The organism is Sphingobium baderi, assembly GCF_001456115.1.
Lineage (GTDB): Bacteria > Pseudomonadota > Alphaproteobacteria > Sphingomonadales > Sphingomonadaceae > Sphingobium > Sphingobium baderi_A.
Window position 1 is genome coordinate 2,416,098 of sequence record NZ_CP013264.1, and the last position, 16,642, is coordinate 2,432,739.

Sequence of the window (16,642 nt, forward strand, 5' to 3'; positions counted from 1 at the left end):
GACAATCTGGATTATGGCCGGTAGACGCACACTTTTGAGCGAGTGTCAGTCGTTGACCTTGTCCTTGAGCGCCTTCGCGGCGGTGAAGGTCACACGCCTGGACGCACGGATCGTTATCGTTTCACCGGTAGCGGGGTTGCGGCCCTCACGCGCAGCTGACTGCTTTACGCGGAACTTCCCGAACCCGTTGAAGGAAACTTCCTCTCCATTGGCGGCCGCATCGCCGATCAGCCCAAGGATGGCATCGAAATATTTCTTGGCATCAGCTTTCGAAATACCCTGCGAGGCGGAAAGGGCTTCTACAATGTCATTTCCAGTCATTCGCACTCATACTTTCATTGGTGATGAAAATCTCTTCGGTAGCGGCCCGCGGGAGAGAGGTCGGCGCGCCTTGAAGCGGGCCCGCTTCAGCGCCTCGTCGCCATAATCGCGCTGGATCTCGTCCAGCGCTCGGGCAACGGCCTCGTCGAACCGAGGGGAATGACGCCAGCGGTAGCGATCAAGCCAACAGGACAGCATGATCGCAAAAGGCCGATAAGGAAAAGAGCGAGGGTCATGTCCGGTTGAGCGACGCACTCTGGCCATCGGTGGGAGCAGAAGCTGGTGTCGGCGCATCGAGCTGGACCGCGATGCGCATCGGCAGCAGCATATCGCGCGGCGGTATAGAGGCGAGCTTCTGGCCGACGATGAGCGCCTGCATATCCGCATTGGCCTGCTCGTGTGCGAAAGGTGGATAGTCGATCCGCGACACCATTCCCTCGCCATCGACCCAGATCTTAACAACCAGCAGCGCGGTGGGCTGATAGGGCGCGGGTCGCGTCGCATCGAGGTAGGTCCGCAGCCGGCTGGCAATTTCGCTATCAGCCTGAAGCAGCTCAGTGATGCTCCTCGTAGCCGTTTCGGCATAGGCGATCCATGCTGCGGGCGCCTGTTCAGGAGAGACAGGCTGCGCGGCAACAGGTGCGCTGGCAGCAAGCCCGACACCGACAAGCGCCGCCGTCCAGCGGCCGATACGCGCAAGGATCGAAGGATTGTGCATGGTCACGCCGTGCCTCCCAAAATGAGATACCCATAGAGAAGGGCAACGCCACAGGTTAGCAGCCCGTAGAACCATAGCTGTACTGGCGTGATTGGCTGCTCCCGCTTGCGCAGGCTACGGCGTTCTTGTTCGGCACGACATGCGCGATGGCTCGTCTGTATGTCCCGCCACCAGCCTGACAACCCGCTCGCGCTGGAAAGGGGCTGCTCGTAGCGGATCAATTTACTGGTTGGCATGGGACGATCCCGACGGGGTTGCTTTTCCGGCCGCCGAATGAAGAACCATGGGCGCCGCCATTGCGAACATATGGCTGTCGACGATCCGCACCGCCTCGCGATGGATGACGCCAATCACCAAACAGGCCCCGGCGCCCGCGAGAAGAACGCCCAGCACGAATCCGACAACGACCAGGCCGATGGCCGACAGCATGATGTTTTCCTTTCCCGTCGCGGCTTACTGGACCGTCGGCGTGACGGGCTGCTGCGGCAGTCGCTCGCGTTCGAAGGTGATCGTCTGGATGCGGCCATCGAGCGCGCGCACGACATCGGCGGTCAGATCATTGGCGAAATTGCCGCCAAGCGCCGCGCCGCGATCGAACAGCAGGCCGCATTTCTTGCTGCCATAGACCTGGGCGATCACTGGCTGTGCTTCATTGGCGATGCGTTCCAATGCCTTGGCGCGGGTCGCCTCGATCTCGCGGCTGGAATGAGCGGCCTGCTGCTGGAGCGTCTGCCAACGGGTCGCCAGAGCCTGACGGCGCTGCCGCATTTGCGCGTTGTCCGGCTGCCCTTCGAGCGCCTTGGCTTCGGTTTCGAGCGGCGTGCGCTGCTGGTCGATGCCGGTCTGTGCGGCGCGGGTCAGTTCGGCAAGCCGGGCCGACGCCGCCTTGCCGACCGCAGCATTGGCGAAGATCGCCTCGCGCGAGAGCAGGCAGACGCCGGGGATCACGGGGCCGCCGAGCGGCTGCGCGGCGGGCGCCTGTGCGGGCTGGGCGCCGCCCACGGTCTGCGCCGACGCGGCCGAAGCGGAAGCAAGAAGAATGGCGGAGAGGATAAGTTTACGGGACATCAGGAAGCGACTTTCTTGGACTTGGTGGATGCGGGCACGGCGGCGGGATCAGCAGAAGCAGGTGCTTGTGACTCCGGCGCGACAGCCACGGCGAGCGCCTGGCGATTGAGCAGCGCGGTGAAGCGATCGAGCGAGGCCATGTGGAAATTGATCCAGGGGAGGTAGCCGTTGTTGTGCCACTCGAGCACCACCTCGTCGGGGAGCTGGGAGTATTTGGCCGGGTCAATGACCTGAAAGCCTTCGAGCCCCAGCTTGCGGCCATCAGGCAATGTCGCGTCGGCACGGCGGTCGACCAGCAGGTTCTGTTCACGCAGCGCGTTGGCGAACGCCATCGTGTCGCGCGCCTCGGCCTGGAAGGCGTTGCAGAAGTCCAGCGCCTGCTTGGTCAGCGCCGAAGGCGCGCCATTCTCGAAAAGCGCGGCGCCATCACTGCCCGTTTGCAGGACGCGGTCTGACCCGGTGTCGATCGCCAGCGCAAAGCCGTTGGGTCCGTCCTTGCCGGCCTCCATTGTGGCGAGAAAGCCGAAGGGATAGCGCCGCACGTAGGCCGGGACATAGGCGTCCGCGATCCAGCGGCCATCCTCGATGAAAAGATTGCGCCGTTCCAGACCCAGAATGGCGATCGGCTGCGCATCACCGGCAGCGAACACGATCGGGTAATCGCGCGCGGCCTGCGCCAGCTCGCCCACAACGATTGGCACATAGGGCGCTTCAGCCGCAAAGGACGCATCGCCCTGCGCCAGCCGCCAGTCTGCGTGACGCTCGATATGCAGGGGTGCGAGCGCCTTGTAGAACAGCGGGAGCCGCGGCGCGGTGCTTGTCGCCGCTGTGGTGGCGGATTGGTCAGTCATATGATCTCCAGGAGGAAAATGGCGGGGCGGCAGCGCCGCCCCGCAGGGGATTACTCGCCGAAGCCGAGGAAACGGACGTTGAGGATCGTCGGAATCTCGGTGCGCATCTGCGGGCGCGCCCGTTCCGCGAGGTCCGCTGCCTGATTGGCGACGGCGCTCGCAGCCGAGCTAGCCGAGGTGAGGGCGCCTGTATTGACCGCGACCACTACCGGGATGCCGGTCGCTTCGCCCTCAACCTTGATGTTGGCGGCGTTTAGGATCTGCAAGGCCGCCAGATTGATGTCGCCCGACACGCGGATGCCCGCTTCGCCCGCGTCGATCACGCCCAGCGGCGCGATCAGGTCGATATCGCCTGGCGGGATTTCCGGGATCGGCGCCAGCGTGGCGATGCCCGCCCCGGTGTTCTGCGTCGGTGGCGACAGGGTGACGTTGCCGAACGTGTCATAGACCCGGCGCGGCGGCTGATAGACCACCGTGCTCTTGGCCCCGCGCCCGGCGTTGATGTCGCCCTGCGCCGACCACATCAGCAGATCGCCGCCGAATGTCGTGAACACGCGGCTTTTCCCCAGCAGGATCGAGCCCAGCGAATAGATGTCGATATTGCCCGATCCCATGGAGAGCACGCCCGCCGTGGAAGGCGGCGCGATGCCGCCCACGCCCAGCGTCGTCTGGCCGCCGGCCACCAATATCTCGACATCGCCGCCGAATTCGGTGCGCGTGCCCGATGCGCCGAACATCGTCAGGTTGCCGCCATAGGATATGGCGTTGCCGTCCGCGTCCGTCTCCGGGAACAAGGCGGCGATGGCCAGACGGCTGCGCAGATAGCTGCTCAGGCGCCCGCTTTCGATCTTGCCGCTATATTCCCGCCCGCCGATCTTCAGCTCGTCGAAATAGACCTCCCGGGCGAAGATCGCCTGCTCCTGTTCGGTGCGAGTGGCGAAGAAGGCGCGCGCATCCTCCGCATCCGTCGCTTCATAGCCGAAGCGCGCCTCCAGCCATGCGGCCAGTTCCTCGCCATAATTCTTGGCGACCTTCTGCACGTCTTCGACGAAGCCTTCGTCATTGACGACATTCTGTTCGCCAAGTCCGCGACCAGCGTCCGCCAGATTTTCCGGGTTCAGATAGAGGTCGAGGAAGCGGGCATAGTCCGGCCCGCCCGCGCCCACGCCGGTCAGCACGGTGATGGCCGCGCCGCCGTTGCGGGTTTCGGGCGACAGGTCGAACAGCGGGCCGACGCTTTTGAACATGCCGCGATCGGCCTGATAGATGTCGCGCCCCGCCTCGATCACCAGATTGCCCGCCCCGGCGACATTCATGCTGGAATAGATGATGTCGCGCCCGGCGGACATGATCGAGATGTCGCGCGGATCGTTGTGGACCACAAGGCCCCGGATCATGCCCACGCCGGTCAGATAGTAATTGGGCGTGGTCCGGCAACTGGCCGGGCCGCCATAGCCGCAGCCCAGTTGCGGGTTGGAGCCGAAGTTCACGATATCGCGCCCGGCGCGGATTTCCGCCGGTCCGGCCCCGATATAATGGGGCATCATATCCTGCCAGCCCATGAAGCCGACGCTGAAGTTGGAGATATCGCCATCCACCGCATAGAAGCGCATCGGATCGCGCTGGCCGTCATAGAGCCGACCGAGCGCTGTATCGCGCTGGAACGCCACCAGGCTGTTGGCAGCGGTGCCGGGAGCGTTGAAGAGCGTCGGCAGGCCGTGATTGGCGGGCGCGCCCCAGGTGCGGACATAGTGGCTTTCCCAATTGGGCCGGAACGGATTGGGCACATCATTGGGGTTGAGCGCCATGCCCGACATGCCGACCGCGAGACCGGATGCGTGAATATTCTGTTCCGTGCCCGCCCCGCGGATCGAGCCGCCGATCAGGAATTCAAGGCTGCCATTGGGCGATGGCGCCAGTTCCAGCACCGGCAGGCCAGAGCCAGTGGGACCGCTGGAACAGGACGAACTGGACGCGCTGCAAGAGCCGACATCGACAAACAGATCGCCATGGGCCGCGATCACGCTGAGCGTGCCGGGGAACCAATAGCGGCCATCGTCCATCTTGCTGATATTGCGGGTGCTCACATTGGCCGTGTTGTCATACACCAGCGGCGTCAGATCGCCACCGGCCGAGAACAGGCTGATCGAGGTATCTTCCCGCCACAGGCTGAAGCCGGTGCGCAATATGTCGCCGGCGACGCGCCCGAAGGTCGGATCGCCATCGGGATCGAAAGTTTCGATGGTGCCCATGACACAGGCGCCCGGATACAGGTCGCAGACTGGGAAGCCGGGGTCGAGCGCCCATTCCTCCACAGGCTGGCCGGCCGTGCCCCACCCGCTGTTATTGTTCGACCAGACGAGGGTCGGGACGAGGGTGGTCGGTGGCACGAACCGCCCGAAGGAAACGCCGGCATTGGCCGACTGGCCGACGCGGCCCGGATCGACGACGCCCGCGATCACCATGTCGCCGCGTGTGTTCACGCTCACATGGCCGTCACCCGGCGCCAGCCCGATGCCGCCCCGGCTGTAGGCGTTGGCCGGGTGCAGCGGATCGGGAACGCGCGGGTCGATCGTCGTGGTCAGGATATAGGGCTGGATGACGCCGATGGAGCCGGCGGCGATGTCGATATCGCCGCGCAGATTGACGAACGTGCCGTTGAGATCGCCGGCATGATTGGTGCCCGAGCCGGGGTTGAGCCCGCCGCCGATCTTCACGATCATGTCGCCGCCGCCGGTCTGCACCAGCGTGCCGCCAGTCACGCGCCCTTCCACCATCGTCACCTGCGTCACTCGCCCGGTGCCGCCCACCGAAAGGTTCAGCCCGCTCGATGCGATCGCGCCGAGCCCATTGTCGTTGGTGCCAGTGGCAGTGGTCGCCCAATTCTCCATCACGCCAGCATTGCCGCCCGCCGTCACGGTAAGATTACCGCCGCCCAGCGTACCGATGCCCATGAAGCCTTCCAGCAGCGGCCCATTCTGGTTGTTCGGGGCGGTCGCGCTGTTGGCATAGGGGTTATTGGCCACATAGCCGCCAAAGTTGATCCACCAGGCCGTGGGCGTATCCGCCCCGCCCATGATGTCCGCCTGGCTATAAGCGCCCTGCCGCCACAGCCAGTTGCCCATGGCGGCGCTGCCCACCCGCATATAGGCGGAAGTGCGCGTGGTGGTGTAGGATCGGATATCGCCCTGCACCGCCAGCAGCAGATCGCCGCCGTGTTCGGGATACCAGGCGCGATAATCCTCCATCGCGGTGCGATATCCGGCGAACGCTGCATCGCCCAGCCATGGGTTGGCGGGATCGCCGCCATTCAGCGTGGCGCGCGGCTGGTTGAACTCATTATAGCCATCCGGCGTCAGCCCGCCGATATCGGCCGTGGGCGTGCCCGCCGTATAAATGCCGTAGAGCGAGGATTGCTGATAACCGCCGCCCGCCAGCAGATCGAGCGATCCGGTGCCGGTGCGGATCACCGAGAAATTCTGCATCCGGTTGAGTGCGAGCGCCCAGGTGGGGCTGATGCCGAAATCCGTCTCCGCATTGGGGTTCACATAGTGCCGGTCCGACAGCAGGAGATCGCCGGACAGCCCCTGTTCCGCCAGCGCGGTTTCGGAGCTGAGCGTGCGGCCATCGGCGGATGCGATATCCGCTCCCGCCACCAGCCGCATCGACCAGCTTTCGGAGCCTTGCGGCAACATCGGGGCCACGGCCCAGATGCGTCCCTGCGTGCCATCGGGCAAAGTGGGCCGCATCGACGCGCCGCCGATCTGCCGCACAGTGGTTCCGGCGGGCAGCACCGTGCCGGCCGCTACCGTTACCGGCGCATTGAGGTTGATCGCCTCGCTGAAGACATCGAGCGGCGTTCCGGCGGGCAACGTCATGGATTCGATATTCATGGTGCCGGGGCTGCCTGCGTTCTGCCGCGGGAGCACCGTGCCCGCTCCAAAGCGTGAGCCGGACGGAATGTTGAGCGTAATCAGGTCGCCCGGCCGATAGAGGAGCGTACCTTGGGCGTTCCAGATATTGGCCGTCGCCACCCAGCCATCGGCCATCCATGACGGCTTCGACATCGAGATGCTGCTGACGAACTCGAACGGGATCACCACATCGCGCCACAACCGCGAGGATCTGCGTATCTCGATATCGAAATCGAGCGTGCCGCGGTTGGCGAAGCTGCTGACCACGCCCGATGTCCCGCCGGCCAGCGTCAGTTCGCTGTCAAGCGTCAGCGGGGCCGCAAGCAGGCCGGAGATCCGGTCCAGCGCCACATTGCTGTTGCGCGGGATGATGTCGCCGGCCTGCAATTGTGCCGGGCCTGACAGGGTGAGCATGGCGGGCAGTTCCGCGCCCGCCGGCCATGTCATCGCTTGCAGGCTCACCTGCTGCGGCAGCACCGTGCCCGTGCCCAGCACCGTATCGGCAGGCAGCAGCGTGCCCGCCGGCAGGATCGCGCCGCGCGCGTGAATAGTGCCATCGGGCAGGGTGACGGGGGCCGTCAGCACCCATTCGCGGTTCAGCGTCAGCGCGGTGTTCAGTCGGCTTTCCGCGCCGATCACCCGGTTGGCGACGACGTTGAAGCCGTTGACCTCAATGTCATAGCCCAGCACCGCGCCCAGCGGCAGCACCGCGCCGGCGCCCAGCCGCATCGCGCGGGGCACATGATAATCGGCGGGCCAGGCGTTGCTGGTGGCGTTCTGCCCCCCGGCATAGAGCACCCAGCCATTATCGTCCGGCGTGCGCGCCGGCTCGGCGAAACCATCGGTGATGGAGCCGAAGATATTGAGATCGTCGGCCGCGCGCACCAGCAGCACGCCCGCCTCGCCCGAACCGTAAACGGCGGTGCGCTGCGTGTCGACGTTCAGGCTGGCATAGCGATACCCGGCAAGGTTGAGATCGCCCGAGACGCTGAGGCTTTCGCCTGCCGCGCTCACCAGCTCCACTCCGGGGCGCAGGTGGAAAGCATCCGCATAAGCGCGCAGGCCCGCCATGCGGCCCAGCAGCGCGGCATTGCCGATGGCGGCGTTGATGAAGGCGTCGCTATCGGCATGGATACCGTCCATCAGCGCCTGATTGATGACGCCGCCCGCCGGTTCATAGCTGCGGAAAGCATTGACCGCGATGCTGTCCGCGCCGCTGATATTCACCGCCTGCGCGGCGGCGATCGCGACATCGTTGCTGCCTCTGCGCTGCGCGTTCAGCTCGATCCGCCCGCGCGCCACATCGTCGGCGGAGGACAGGTCGATCGTCGCGCCCTGTTGCAGCGCCAATGTGCCGCCCGCCGAAGTCAGTTCGACGAGGCCGCGATTCTGCGCCTCGACCGGCGCGCCATAGCTGTCCACCCACAGTTCGCTGGCGCTGGCGTCCAGCACCGCGCTGCCGGCCAGCGTCAGATCGTCCCTCGCGGACAGGCGGATGGTGCCGGGCTTCGCGCCGCTGGCGTCGATCCGGCCGTTGACCGTCAGGCTACCGCCATCGGCCGAGATGGTGACATTGCGCGCCACGATCTCGTCGCCGATCGCCAGATCGCCGGTCTTGACGATGAAGCTGCGGCTATCGGTGACGCCGCTTTCGGTGAGCCCCGTGTTGAGGCCCGCGAAATCGGCGATGGTCCCCGCGCGGATGTCGATGGAGCCGTTGCGCAGTTCCGGGTCGGCTTCGTCGTCCGCGCCCGTCGCATGGCCGGTGATCGCGCCGTCCAGCGTGACCGTGCCTTCCACCGCCGTCACCTTGAGAGTGCCCGCATGATTATGCTGCGCGCCGATGGCGATGCTGGCCCCTTGCGCCAGCGAAACATCGCCATGCGCGCTTTCCAGCACCACGTCGCCGCCCCAGCTATAGCGGGTCTGGTCGAAGAACTCGGTCGGACGCCCGGCCATGTCGATGACCGCGCCGTCGCCCAGCACAATGTCGCCCTGCGTTGCCGTCATCACCAGCCGCCCGCTGGGCAGCGCCACATGGGTATCGGCGGCGATGCTGGCCCCGGTCAGGCGGATTTCCCCGCCAAGTGCCGCCTCGGCGCTTTCCGCCGTGCCGCCTTCGGGCGCGCTCAGCGTCAGCGCGCCGCCGGTGCGGTAATCGAACACCGAACCCGCCTTGCCGGTCACGACCGGCGCGACGAGGTTGAGCGTGCCGCCCGTCCCCGCCTCGCCATACACGGCCTGCGATTGCCAGACGGACAGGCTGCCCTTCTCGCCGGTCACGATCCGGTCGGCCGCCACCAGGTTGACGGTGGAGAAGCCCAGCGCCAGCCGGTCCAGAGTCTCGTCATGATAGACGGCCGACCCGTCCTGATAGCCGAGCAGGATGGTGTCGGCGATCAGGTTCAGCGTGCCGCTGCCATGGCCGGGGCCGTTCAGGATCGGCGCGCCGGGCTGAATGGAGCCATAGTTGGCCGAGGCCCCGTTGCCCGCCTGCGTGACGATGCCGTTCCACACCAGGGTCCCGGCGCTGATCGACACCGCATCGCCATCGCCGCCATGGCCATAGAGCGCCGGCGCGTTCAGCACCAGTTGCAGCGCTTCCTCGCCCGATCCATTGCCGGTGTCGAGGTCGACCGAGCCATAGAAATTGATCTGCTGGCTGGCGGTCAGGATCAGCCGTTCCACCGCCGGCACGCCGCTGGTGCTGCTGCCTTCCATCAGCCGTGTCAGCACATTCTGGTTCAGGCTGATGCCGAAGGGCATGATGCCATCGGCTTCCGCATCGGCCAGCGCGTCGCTTTCACCGATGTTGAAGCTGCCGGTGGACAGGCTGACATAGCGGCCGCCATAATCGGCCTCGCCGCTCAGTTCCACCGCGCCGTTGGAAACGAAGGCCAGCGTGCCGTCGCTGTGCAGTTGCGCGCCGTCTTCCACGCGGATGGTGCCGGCGGTTGCCGTCACCGCCGTCACGGAAAGGTCCAGCAACCCGTTCGACACCGCCAGCACATTCGCGCCGGTCTGCGCGACATAGCCGGAGGCGGCGTCATAGGCCGGCTCGCCCTGGCCGATGCTGCTGATGCGCGCGCCGTCCTCGACCACCACATGATTGTTCGCACCGGCGATCAACATCACCTGCGGCGCTTCCAGCACCGCGCCGTCGCGCAGGGCGACGGTCGTGAAGCCGGAACTGTCGACGATGTAGGAACTCAAAGTGCCCGTGGCCAGGAACAGGGGAAGCGAGCCGCCCCCCGCGCGGATGTTCATGATCTGCGGCTGCAACGCGGACAGCGGCTCCATCTCGCCGCCGATGGTCACCAGCGTCGCGCCGATGGCGTTGAGGTCGGACGCGTTGAGGGCGATGAAGCCTTCGCTCGCCACCGCGCCATCCGCCACGATCTCCAGCCCGCCGTTGAAGGCATTGCTGGCCACGCCCTTCACCACCGCCAGCGATCCGCCGCGCCCGCCTTCGCCCGCACCGAACAGGCCGGTGCCGTTGAAGCTGAGGACCAGGCGGTCGCTGTCTTCCTTCTGCGGCGTCACCGCCAGCAGCAATTGCTTGCCGTCCTGCGGCAGCGCCGGCATCGGATGGTCGAACAGCGCGCCACGCGGCGCCTGCGCGAAATAGGTGGCCAGGTCGGTCTGGTTATACTCCGTATAGGTTTTCACCACTTCGGCCGGCGTCAATATGGCGGAAAGCGGCTGGCCGTTCCGCTCTCCGGTCAGTGCGTTGGCGCTGTTCACGGCGGCGAAGAAAGACCCGTCCGCCAATTGCGAAACCGCCGCGCCGGGCTTGATCGCCGCGCCCAGTTCCACCCGGAACGCGCCTTCCATCAGCGCATATTCGCCCGGCAGCAGCGTATAGGTGCCGGCGGGAAGCCCGGCGACGCCGTTGGGCACCACGATCTGCTGACCCACGCCCGGCTGGTTGCGCCCGGCCTCCGCCACCGGCGCGGTGGACGCGCCATAGGACGGCACCAGCGCATAGACCTTGTTGCCGGGGCTGCTCAGGTCGCGATAGGCGGGGCTGATATTGTAAAACGGGTTCGACAGCACGTCGATCGAGCCGCCACGCCCCGGAATGAAGCCCGCGCCCGCCACCGTGCCGCCGCCCGACAGGTCGAGCGTGGAGCCTTCATCGGCCCGCAGCGATCCGATGATCGCAATGCCCTGATGGGCCAGCGTCGTGTCCATTTCGCCATCTTCGGCGGGCAGATCGTTCACATCCCGGCGCACCCAGGTCAGCCCGTCGACCGTACCGCCATAGGGGATGACCAGATCGGCGGCGCTGACGGACGTGACGCTGCCGGGCAGCAGATTGACCTCGCTGGTGCTGACATAGGGGCCGTTGTAGGTATAGCCGTCGCCATTTTCATTCGGCACCGGCAGCGGTGCGTTGAACTGGTTATGCGCGCCCGATCCCAGCACGATCTTGCCCAGCGGCGCGCGGATGTTGCCTCCCTGCTCGATGATGTCGGCGGACAGCGTCAGTTGGCCATAGAGCGACAGCGGTGCCGCAGGCGTGACGCCTTCGATGCCGTTGATGGTCAGCGTGCTGCCCGGCAGGATGGATTGATAAGGCGCCGTCTGGTTGGGGCGCACATATTCCAGCCGGCCGGCATAAAGCGCGGCGGTCGCGTCCGTCAGCGGATAGACTTGCGCGGCGGTCAGCGTCAGGTCGCCCGACGTGCCGATCCGGCCGCCGGTCAGGCGGATGTCGCCGCTGCTGGAAAGATGCACATCCTTCCACGACGCATATTCGAACGGCAGCATCTGCGCGTTGTTGCGGAAAATCTCGCCATTGGCGCCAAAGCGCGCATGGCCGGCGTCGATCAGACTGCCCTCGATAGTCAGCGTGCCCTTGCCGATGGACGGCCAGTCGCCTTCCAGCGCGGACTTGCCCGATTCCCGCACCGGGTGAAGCTGAAGGCTGGAGGGACGCGCTCCGCTGCCGTCCATACGGACATAGCCGGCGCGAAGGATGGAATCATTGTCGGCATTGGTCGCGCCGCTAAGGTCGTCTTCACCCGGCAATGCGCCGCGCAGATCGCCATCCGCCGCGCCGATCGCGCCATCCAGCGTCAACGTGCCGGCCAGCGTCAGGTCCACCGCGCCGTTGATCAGGACCACGTCCTGGGCGCGCAGCGTCAGGCTGTCGAAGCCGGAATCCTCGATCTTGTCCGCCCCGATCCGCGCCAGCAACAATATGTCAGGTGTGCCTTCATTGGCGGCGTCTGCTTCCGCCAGCGTCTGCCCCGGCGTCCAGCAGGCGGCGATACAATCGCCGAAATCTATCTCGCCCATGTCGGTGGCGACATGGCTGACGTCCAGCACCGTCTTCGACAATTCGCGCAGATAATCGGGCAACGGATAGGTGGGCAGTTGGGGGCCGAATGTCAGCCCCAGCGCCCGCTGGTCGATCGACAGCAGGCCGCCGATCGCCCCTTCGCCGCCGCCGGCGGCGCGCAATTCGGCATCCAGCACGATTGCCCGCGCCGACGTCAGTTCCAGCGAACCGCCATTGGTTGCAACGTCGGCCGTCCCCGACCCGCCCAGGACCCCGGCGACCGCATAGTCGATCTGTGCCGCCGCGCCCGAAATGTCGATCAGCGCGCCCGGCCGGGTGATGAGGAAGGCGTGGCCATTGGCGGCCAGCTGCACCGCGCCGCCCGCCGAAACATCGGCATAGCGGCGGCCGAAACGGTCGCTGGCCGTCTGCGCGCGGCCCGATACGTCGAGCACGGCGCCATCGGCGATCCACAGCGATTGGGTGGGATCATAGCTGGCATGGTTGTCCCCCACCGCCGGCGGTGCGCCCAGCGCCTCCAGCGACAGCGCGCCGCCATGCGCTTCCAGCCGCCCTTCAACCAGCATGGAGGTATAGGAATGGAGCGCGATGGACTGTCCGTCATCGACGCGCAGGGTGGAATCCCTGCCGACATAAAGCGCGCCCGCCGGCGGCGGCGGGTTGCTGCCCGTGCGCTGGTTGCTGGCCGTCAGGCTGATGCCCGCGCCCGTGCGCTGGATGAAGCGGCCGTTCGCCATGTCCTCGCGGAACATCTCCGGCAACCACAATTCCAGCGCCTCGCCGGGCGCGGCGCCCGATGCAACATCGGCGCTGTCGGCGGTGAAGCGGCGAACCGGGGCAGCCACTTCGATCGTCGCGCCATCCGCGACGGCGATGTCGCCGAAACTGCGGACATCATATTGGCTGAAGCCCTGCTGGAAGAAATCCTGTGTCAGCACGGTTTCGCGCACCTTCGCCGCCACGCCCAGCGCGTTGCCGCGCTCGATCGCCGTGCCCGCGGGAACCGTTAGATCCTCTGCCAATATCGTGCCGGCCGCATAAGTGGTGCTGACCGGCGTGGTCAGCGCAAGCCCGGTGGGATAGAGCAGTTCGGGAAGCGGCGTGCCGATGGGTATGGTGCCCGATATCTGCCGGACGTCGGTATTGGCCTCGATAAAGGTGCCAGCCCGATATGATAGCTGATTATGGCCATAGACCGTCACGCCGGTCGGAACCGTCCAGCCGCCTTCGGGGATGAGGAAACTGCCCGGATTCATGTGAAAGATGGAAACCCGCGTGATTTCCGTCGTGATCTCGCCGGGGCCGACCCGCATTTTGGTGACGGTGACATCGGTGGGCAGTTCCAGCCCGGCGGGCAGCACCGTATCTTCCGTCAGAGCCAGCGCGAAGGGCGCGCGTTCGCCCGCCCCCAGCACGCCATTTTCGGCCAGCATGGAACCGCCGATCACCACGGCATCGTTGGTGGCGAGCGTCAGCGTGCCCCCGACGCCATCCTCGCTGCCATAGGAGCGGATCGTGCCGTCCATCTGCACCCGGTTGTGGCTGCCGACCGGCGTGCTGGCGACGGACAGCGTCACGTCGCCGCCATCGGCGCCCCGCATCTCGCCGTCGATCAGGATCGCGCCGCCCGCCGACGCATCCAGCAGGCTGCCCGCGCCCAGCACGATATCGCCCTGATTGCTGGCGATATGGATGTCGCCGCCCGCGATATGGGCGACATCGGCCGCATTGCCGCCATCGGGCAGGTTCACCCACAGACCGCTGGTGTCCAGCGCCACGCCCTCGCCGATGATGACGCTGCTGGCGCTTTCGGAACCGATGCTGCCATCCTGCGTGCCGAACAGCGCGATCAGCCCGCTGCGCGCCGTCACATTCCCCTGCACATTGATATCCTGCCCGCGCAGGCGCAACTGGCCGCCGTCCTGCAACGTCAGGGATTCCGCGATGGTGATCGAATCGCTGGTCAGCACCCGCAAGTCGCCCAGGCCGAAACGGTTGAGATCGGCAGCGGAAAATTCGATCCGGTTCACCAGATCGTCGGACAGCGCCGTGTGGCTGTCGAGCGAGCCGGCAACATCGCTGCCCGCGCCGATAACGACGGTGCTTTCGAACGGAATCGCATTCTGGTCCAGGCTGCTCAATACGCCCTTGAAGCCACCCACCCCGACATAAAGCTGCCCGGCCAGCGGCGCGACATCTTGCGGCACCTTGTAACCATCGACCCGGTCCGGCAGCATGTTCTGTTCCACCGGCTTGGGATAGCCGGGCCGCTCGGCGGTCTGCCGGTCGCCGGCGATGACATCGGCGACGATCTCGCCCTCGAACACCACGGTCGGCGCGCGCAGCGTCAGCACGCCGGCGTCCCGCCCCACGGTATAGCCTTCTTCCCAGCGGGAGATGCCCCGGCTGCTGAACAGCGGGTTGGACCAGACCTGCGTATAGGCGTCGCCCCAGCGTTCATGCTTGCGGACGAAGGCATCGCCCCAGGCGACCATTTCCATGCCGGCGGGCGCATTGGCGATGTCATAGAGCTTCCCGTCCGCGCCCATCACGCGGGTGGAGCGGATCAGCCCCGCCTGATAATCGATGCTGCCGCCGGAAATATCGAAGATCGCGCCCTTCTGCGCGACGATCTCGTCGGAATAGATGGTGATGTTGCCGCCCTGCGCCGTCCATTCGCCGATGCCGCGTTCGACATTGCCCAGATGGCCGCCGACTTCGAGGAAGCCGTTGCCGGTATAATAGCGGTCGCCATCATGGCCGCCGGTGCCGTCGGGCATCAGCACCAGGCTGCGCACATCGACCCAGATGTCGGTGCTCTTGAGGTTTTCATTTTCCCGGTTGAGCGCGCTGTCGCGCATCTCATAGGGCTGGATGTTCACCAGCAGGCTGTTCGATTCCATCGACAGCGCCACGCCTTGCGAGCCGGATACGTCGAGCAGCGCGCCGTCTTCCACGAAGACGCGCTTCAGCGCGGTGATCGCCATCTGCCCTCCGGTGGCGATGGTCTGCGAATCGCCCTCGAAAGTCACCGTCCCGCCAGTACGGATGTCGATGCGCGACAGATCCTTGCGATCGGGCAGGGTATAGACGAGGTTGCCGATCGCCTTGTTGTTCCAGCCCCGGCCATCGACATCGACCCCGACCTGCTCGTTGGTCATCGCATTGCGCTGGGCGTCGGTCGCGGTCGTCTCGCTGTCGTAATCGGGGACGACCAGCGTCAGGCTGTTTCCGGTGAGCGTGACGCTCGCTTCGCTATCGGAAAGATCGGTCAGCAGATGGACGCTGCCGCGCGCAGCGACGGTGGTGGTGGCCACGGCCACGCCATTCTGCACCACATGCTTGCCGACCAGCGTGATATCGCCTTCGGCCGCTTCGATGATGCCCCGGTTCGTCACCGTGCCGCCATCGGCATTGACGCTCAGTTCGTTGCCGCGCGTGGTCGCCCACAGATTAGCGTCGGTGCCTTGCCCGGCGCGGACGGCGAACTCACCGCCGGCGGCCAGCAGCGCCTGGCCGCGCGGCGTGGTGATCGTGCCTTCATTGACCGTTTCCGCACCCATCAGCAGCACATAGCCGCCGCCCTCGACGACGGAGGCGGGTTTGATGGTGTTGATCTGCGCGCCGGCCTCCACCTTGATCGCGCCCAGCGCATCGGTGAAGCTGGAATTGAACCGCAGCGAGGCGTTCGCGCCCGTGGTGCCCGAATAGTAAATCCCATATTCGTTGAACTGCGTGTCGGTCATCAGGGCGGCGGCGGCGACAAGGTTGCGGACATTGACCGTGGACGTGCCGCCGAACAGCACACCGTTCTGGTTGAGGATCAGCACGGTTCCCGGCGCGGTGATGCTGCCGTGGATCTGGCTGGCGCTGGCGTCATGGACGCGGTTCAGGACCACCCAATCGGAGCCGCCCTGCTGGAAGGCCAGATCAGTTTCGCGGCCGACGTTAAAGCTGTCCCAGTTGAGGATGGCTTTCTGCTCGGTCTGCTCGACCGTCACATTCGTGCGCCCGTCTTCACCGGCGCTCTCGATCGGGCCGTTCGCGCCGACCCACAGGCTGGGGTCCAGGTCCACGCCATTGGCAATCTGCAACCCGCCGGGTTTCAGCCCATTGGCGATCATATTCTGTGCCGCCATCGCGGCGGCGCGGGCCTGCACCTGCGCATCCATCGCTGCGCGACGGGTTTCAGCGGCGCGGCGGAAGGTTTCGATCGCTCGCTTGCTCGCGGAATTGGTCTGCGTGGCCCGCACGGCCTCGGCCTGCGCGGCGCGCGCGGCGGCGGCGGCCGGATCGGCGCCGCCCCGACCCGAGAAGACGCGACCCGACCGGGCCTCGGCCACGCCGGTCATCAGCATGGCGCTGAGCGATGCGCCGATGAGGAGCTTGCGGCGGAAGGAAGAATTAGTGGTCATCGGGTCATCTCCGGCAGGCTGATGGCCGCCTCCGCAAAGCGGGCGGC

6 protein-coding genes are annotated in these 16,642 nt (G+C 66.0%); all 6 read right to left on the reverse strand.

Going from position 1 to position 16,642, the window contains the following annotated elements:
* Positions 1 to 45: 45 nt before the first annotated feature.
* The 6 genes from ATN00_RS11925 to ATN00_RS11950 all read right to left on the reverse strand — a co-directional run bounded on the left by ATN00_RS11925 (position 46) and on the right by ATN00_RS11950 (position 16,595).
* The gene (locus ATN00_RS11925) at positions 46 to 321 is read right to left on the reverse strand and encodes an HU family DNA-binding protein (RefSeq protein ID WP_062064851.1); all 276 of its coding nucleotides are present in this window, start codon (positions 319 to 321) and stop codon (positions 46 to 48) included.
* Positions 322 to 553: 232 nt separating this feature from the next.
* On the reverse strand, positions 554 to 1,039 hold the full coding sequence (locus ATN00_RS11930) for a hypothetical protein (RefSeq protein ID WP_062064853.1): 486 nt from the start codon (positions 1,037 to 1,039) through the stop codon (positions 554 to 556).
* 222 nt (positions 1,040 to 1,261) lie between these two features.
* On the reverse strand, positions 1,262 to 1,468 hold the full coding sequence (locus tag ATN00_RS11935) for a hypothetical protein (RefSeq protein WP_062064855.1): 207 nt from the start codon (positions 1,466 to 1,468) through the stop codon (positions 1,262 to 1,264).
* 24 nt (positions 1,469 to 1,492) lie between these two features.
* The gene (locus ATN00_RS11940; RefSeq protein WP_062064857.1) at positions 1,493 to 2,107 is read right to left on the reverse strand and encodes an OmpH family outer membrane protein; all 615 of its coding nucleotides are present in this window, start codon (positions 2,105 to 2,107) and stop codon (positions 1,493 to 1,495) included.
* The gene (locus ATN00_RS11945; RefSeq protein ID WP_062064859.1) at positions 2,107 to 2,958 is read right to left on the reverse strand and encodes a SapC family protein; all 852 of its coding nucleotides are present in this window, start codon (positions 2,956 to 2,958) and stop codon (positions 2,107 to 2,109) included. The genes ATN00_RS11940 and ATN00_RS11945 overlap by 1 nt, the downstream gene beginning before the upstream one ends.
* Positions 2,959 to 3,008: 50 nt before the next feature.
* Positions 3,009 to 16,595, reverse strand: a complete 13,587-nt coding sequence (locus ATN00_RS11950; protein ID WP_062064861.1) for a filamentous haemagglutinin family protein — start codon at positions 16,593 to 16,595, stop codon at positions 3,009 to 3,011.
* Between the last annotated feature and the right edge of the window lie 47 nt (positions 16,596 to 16,642).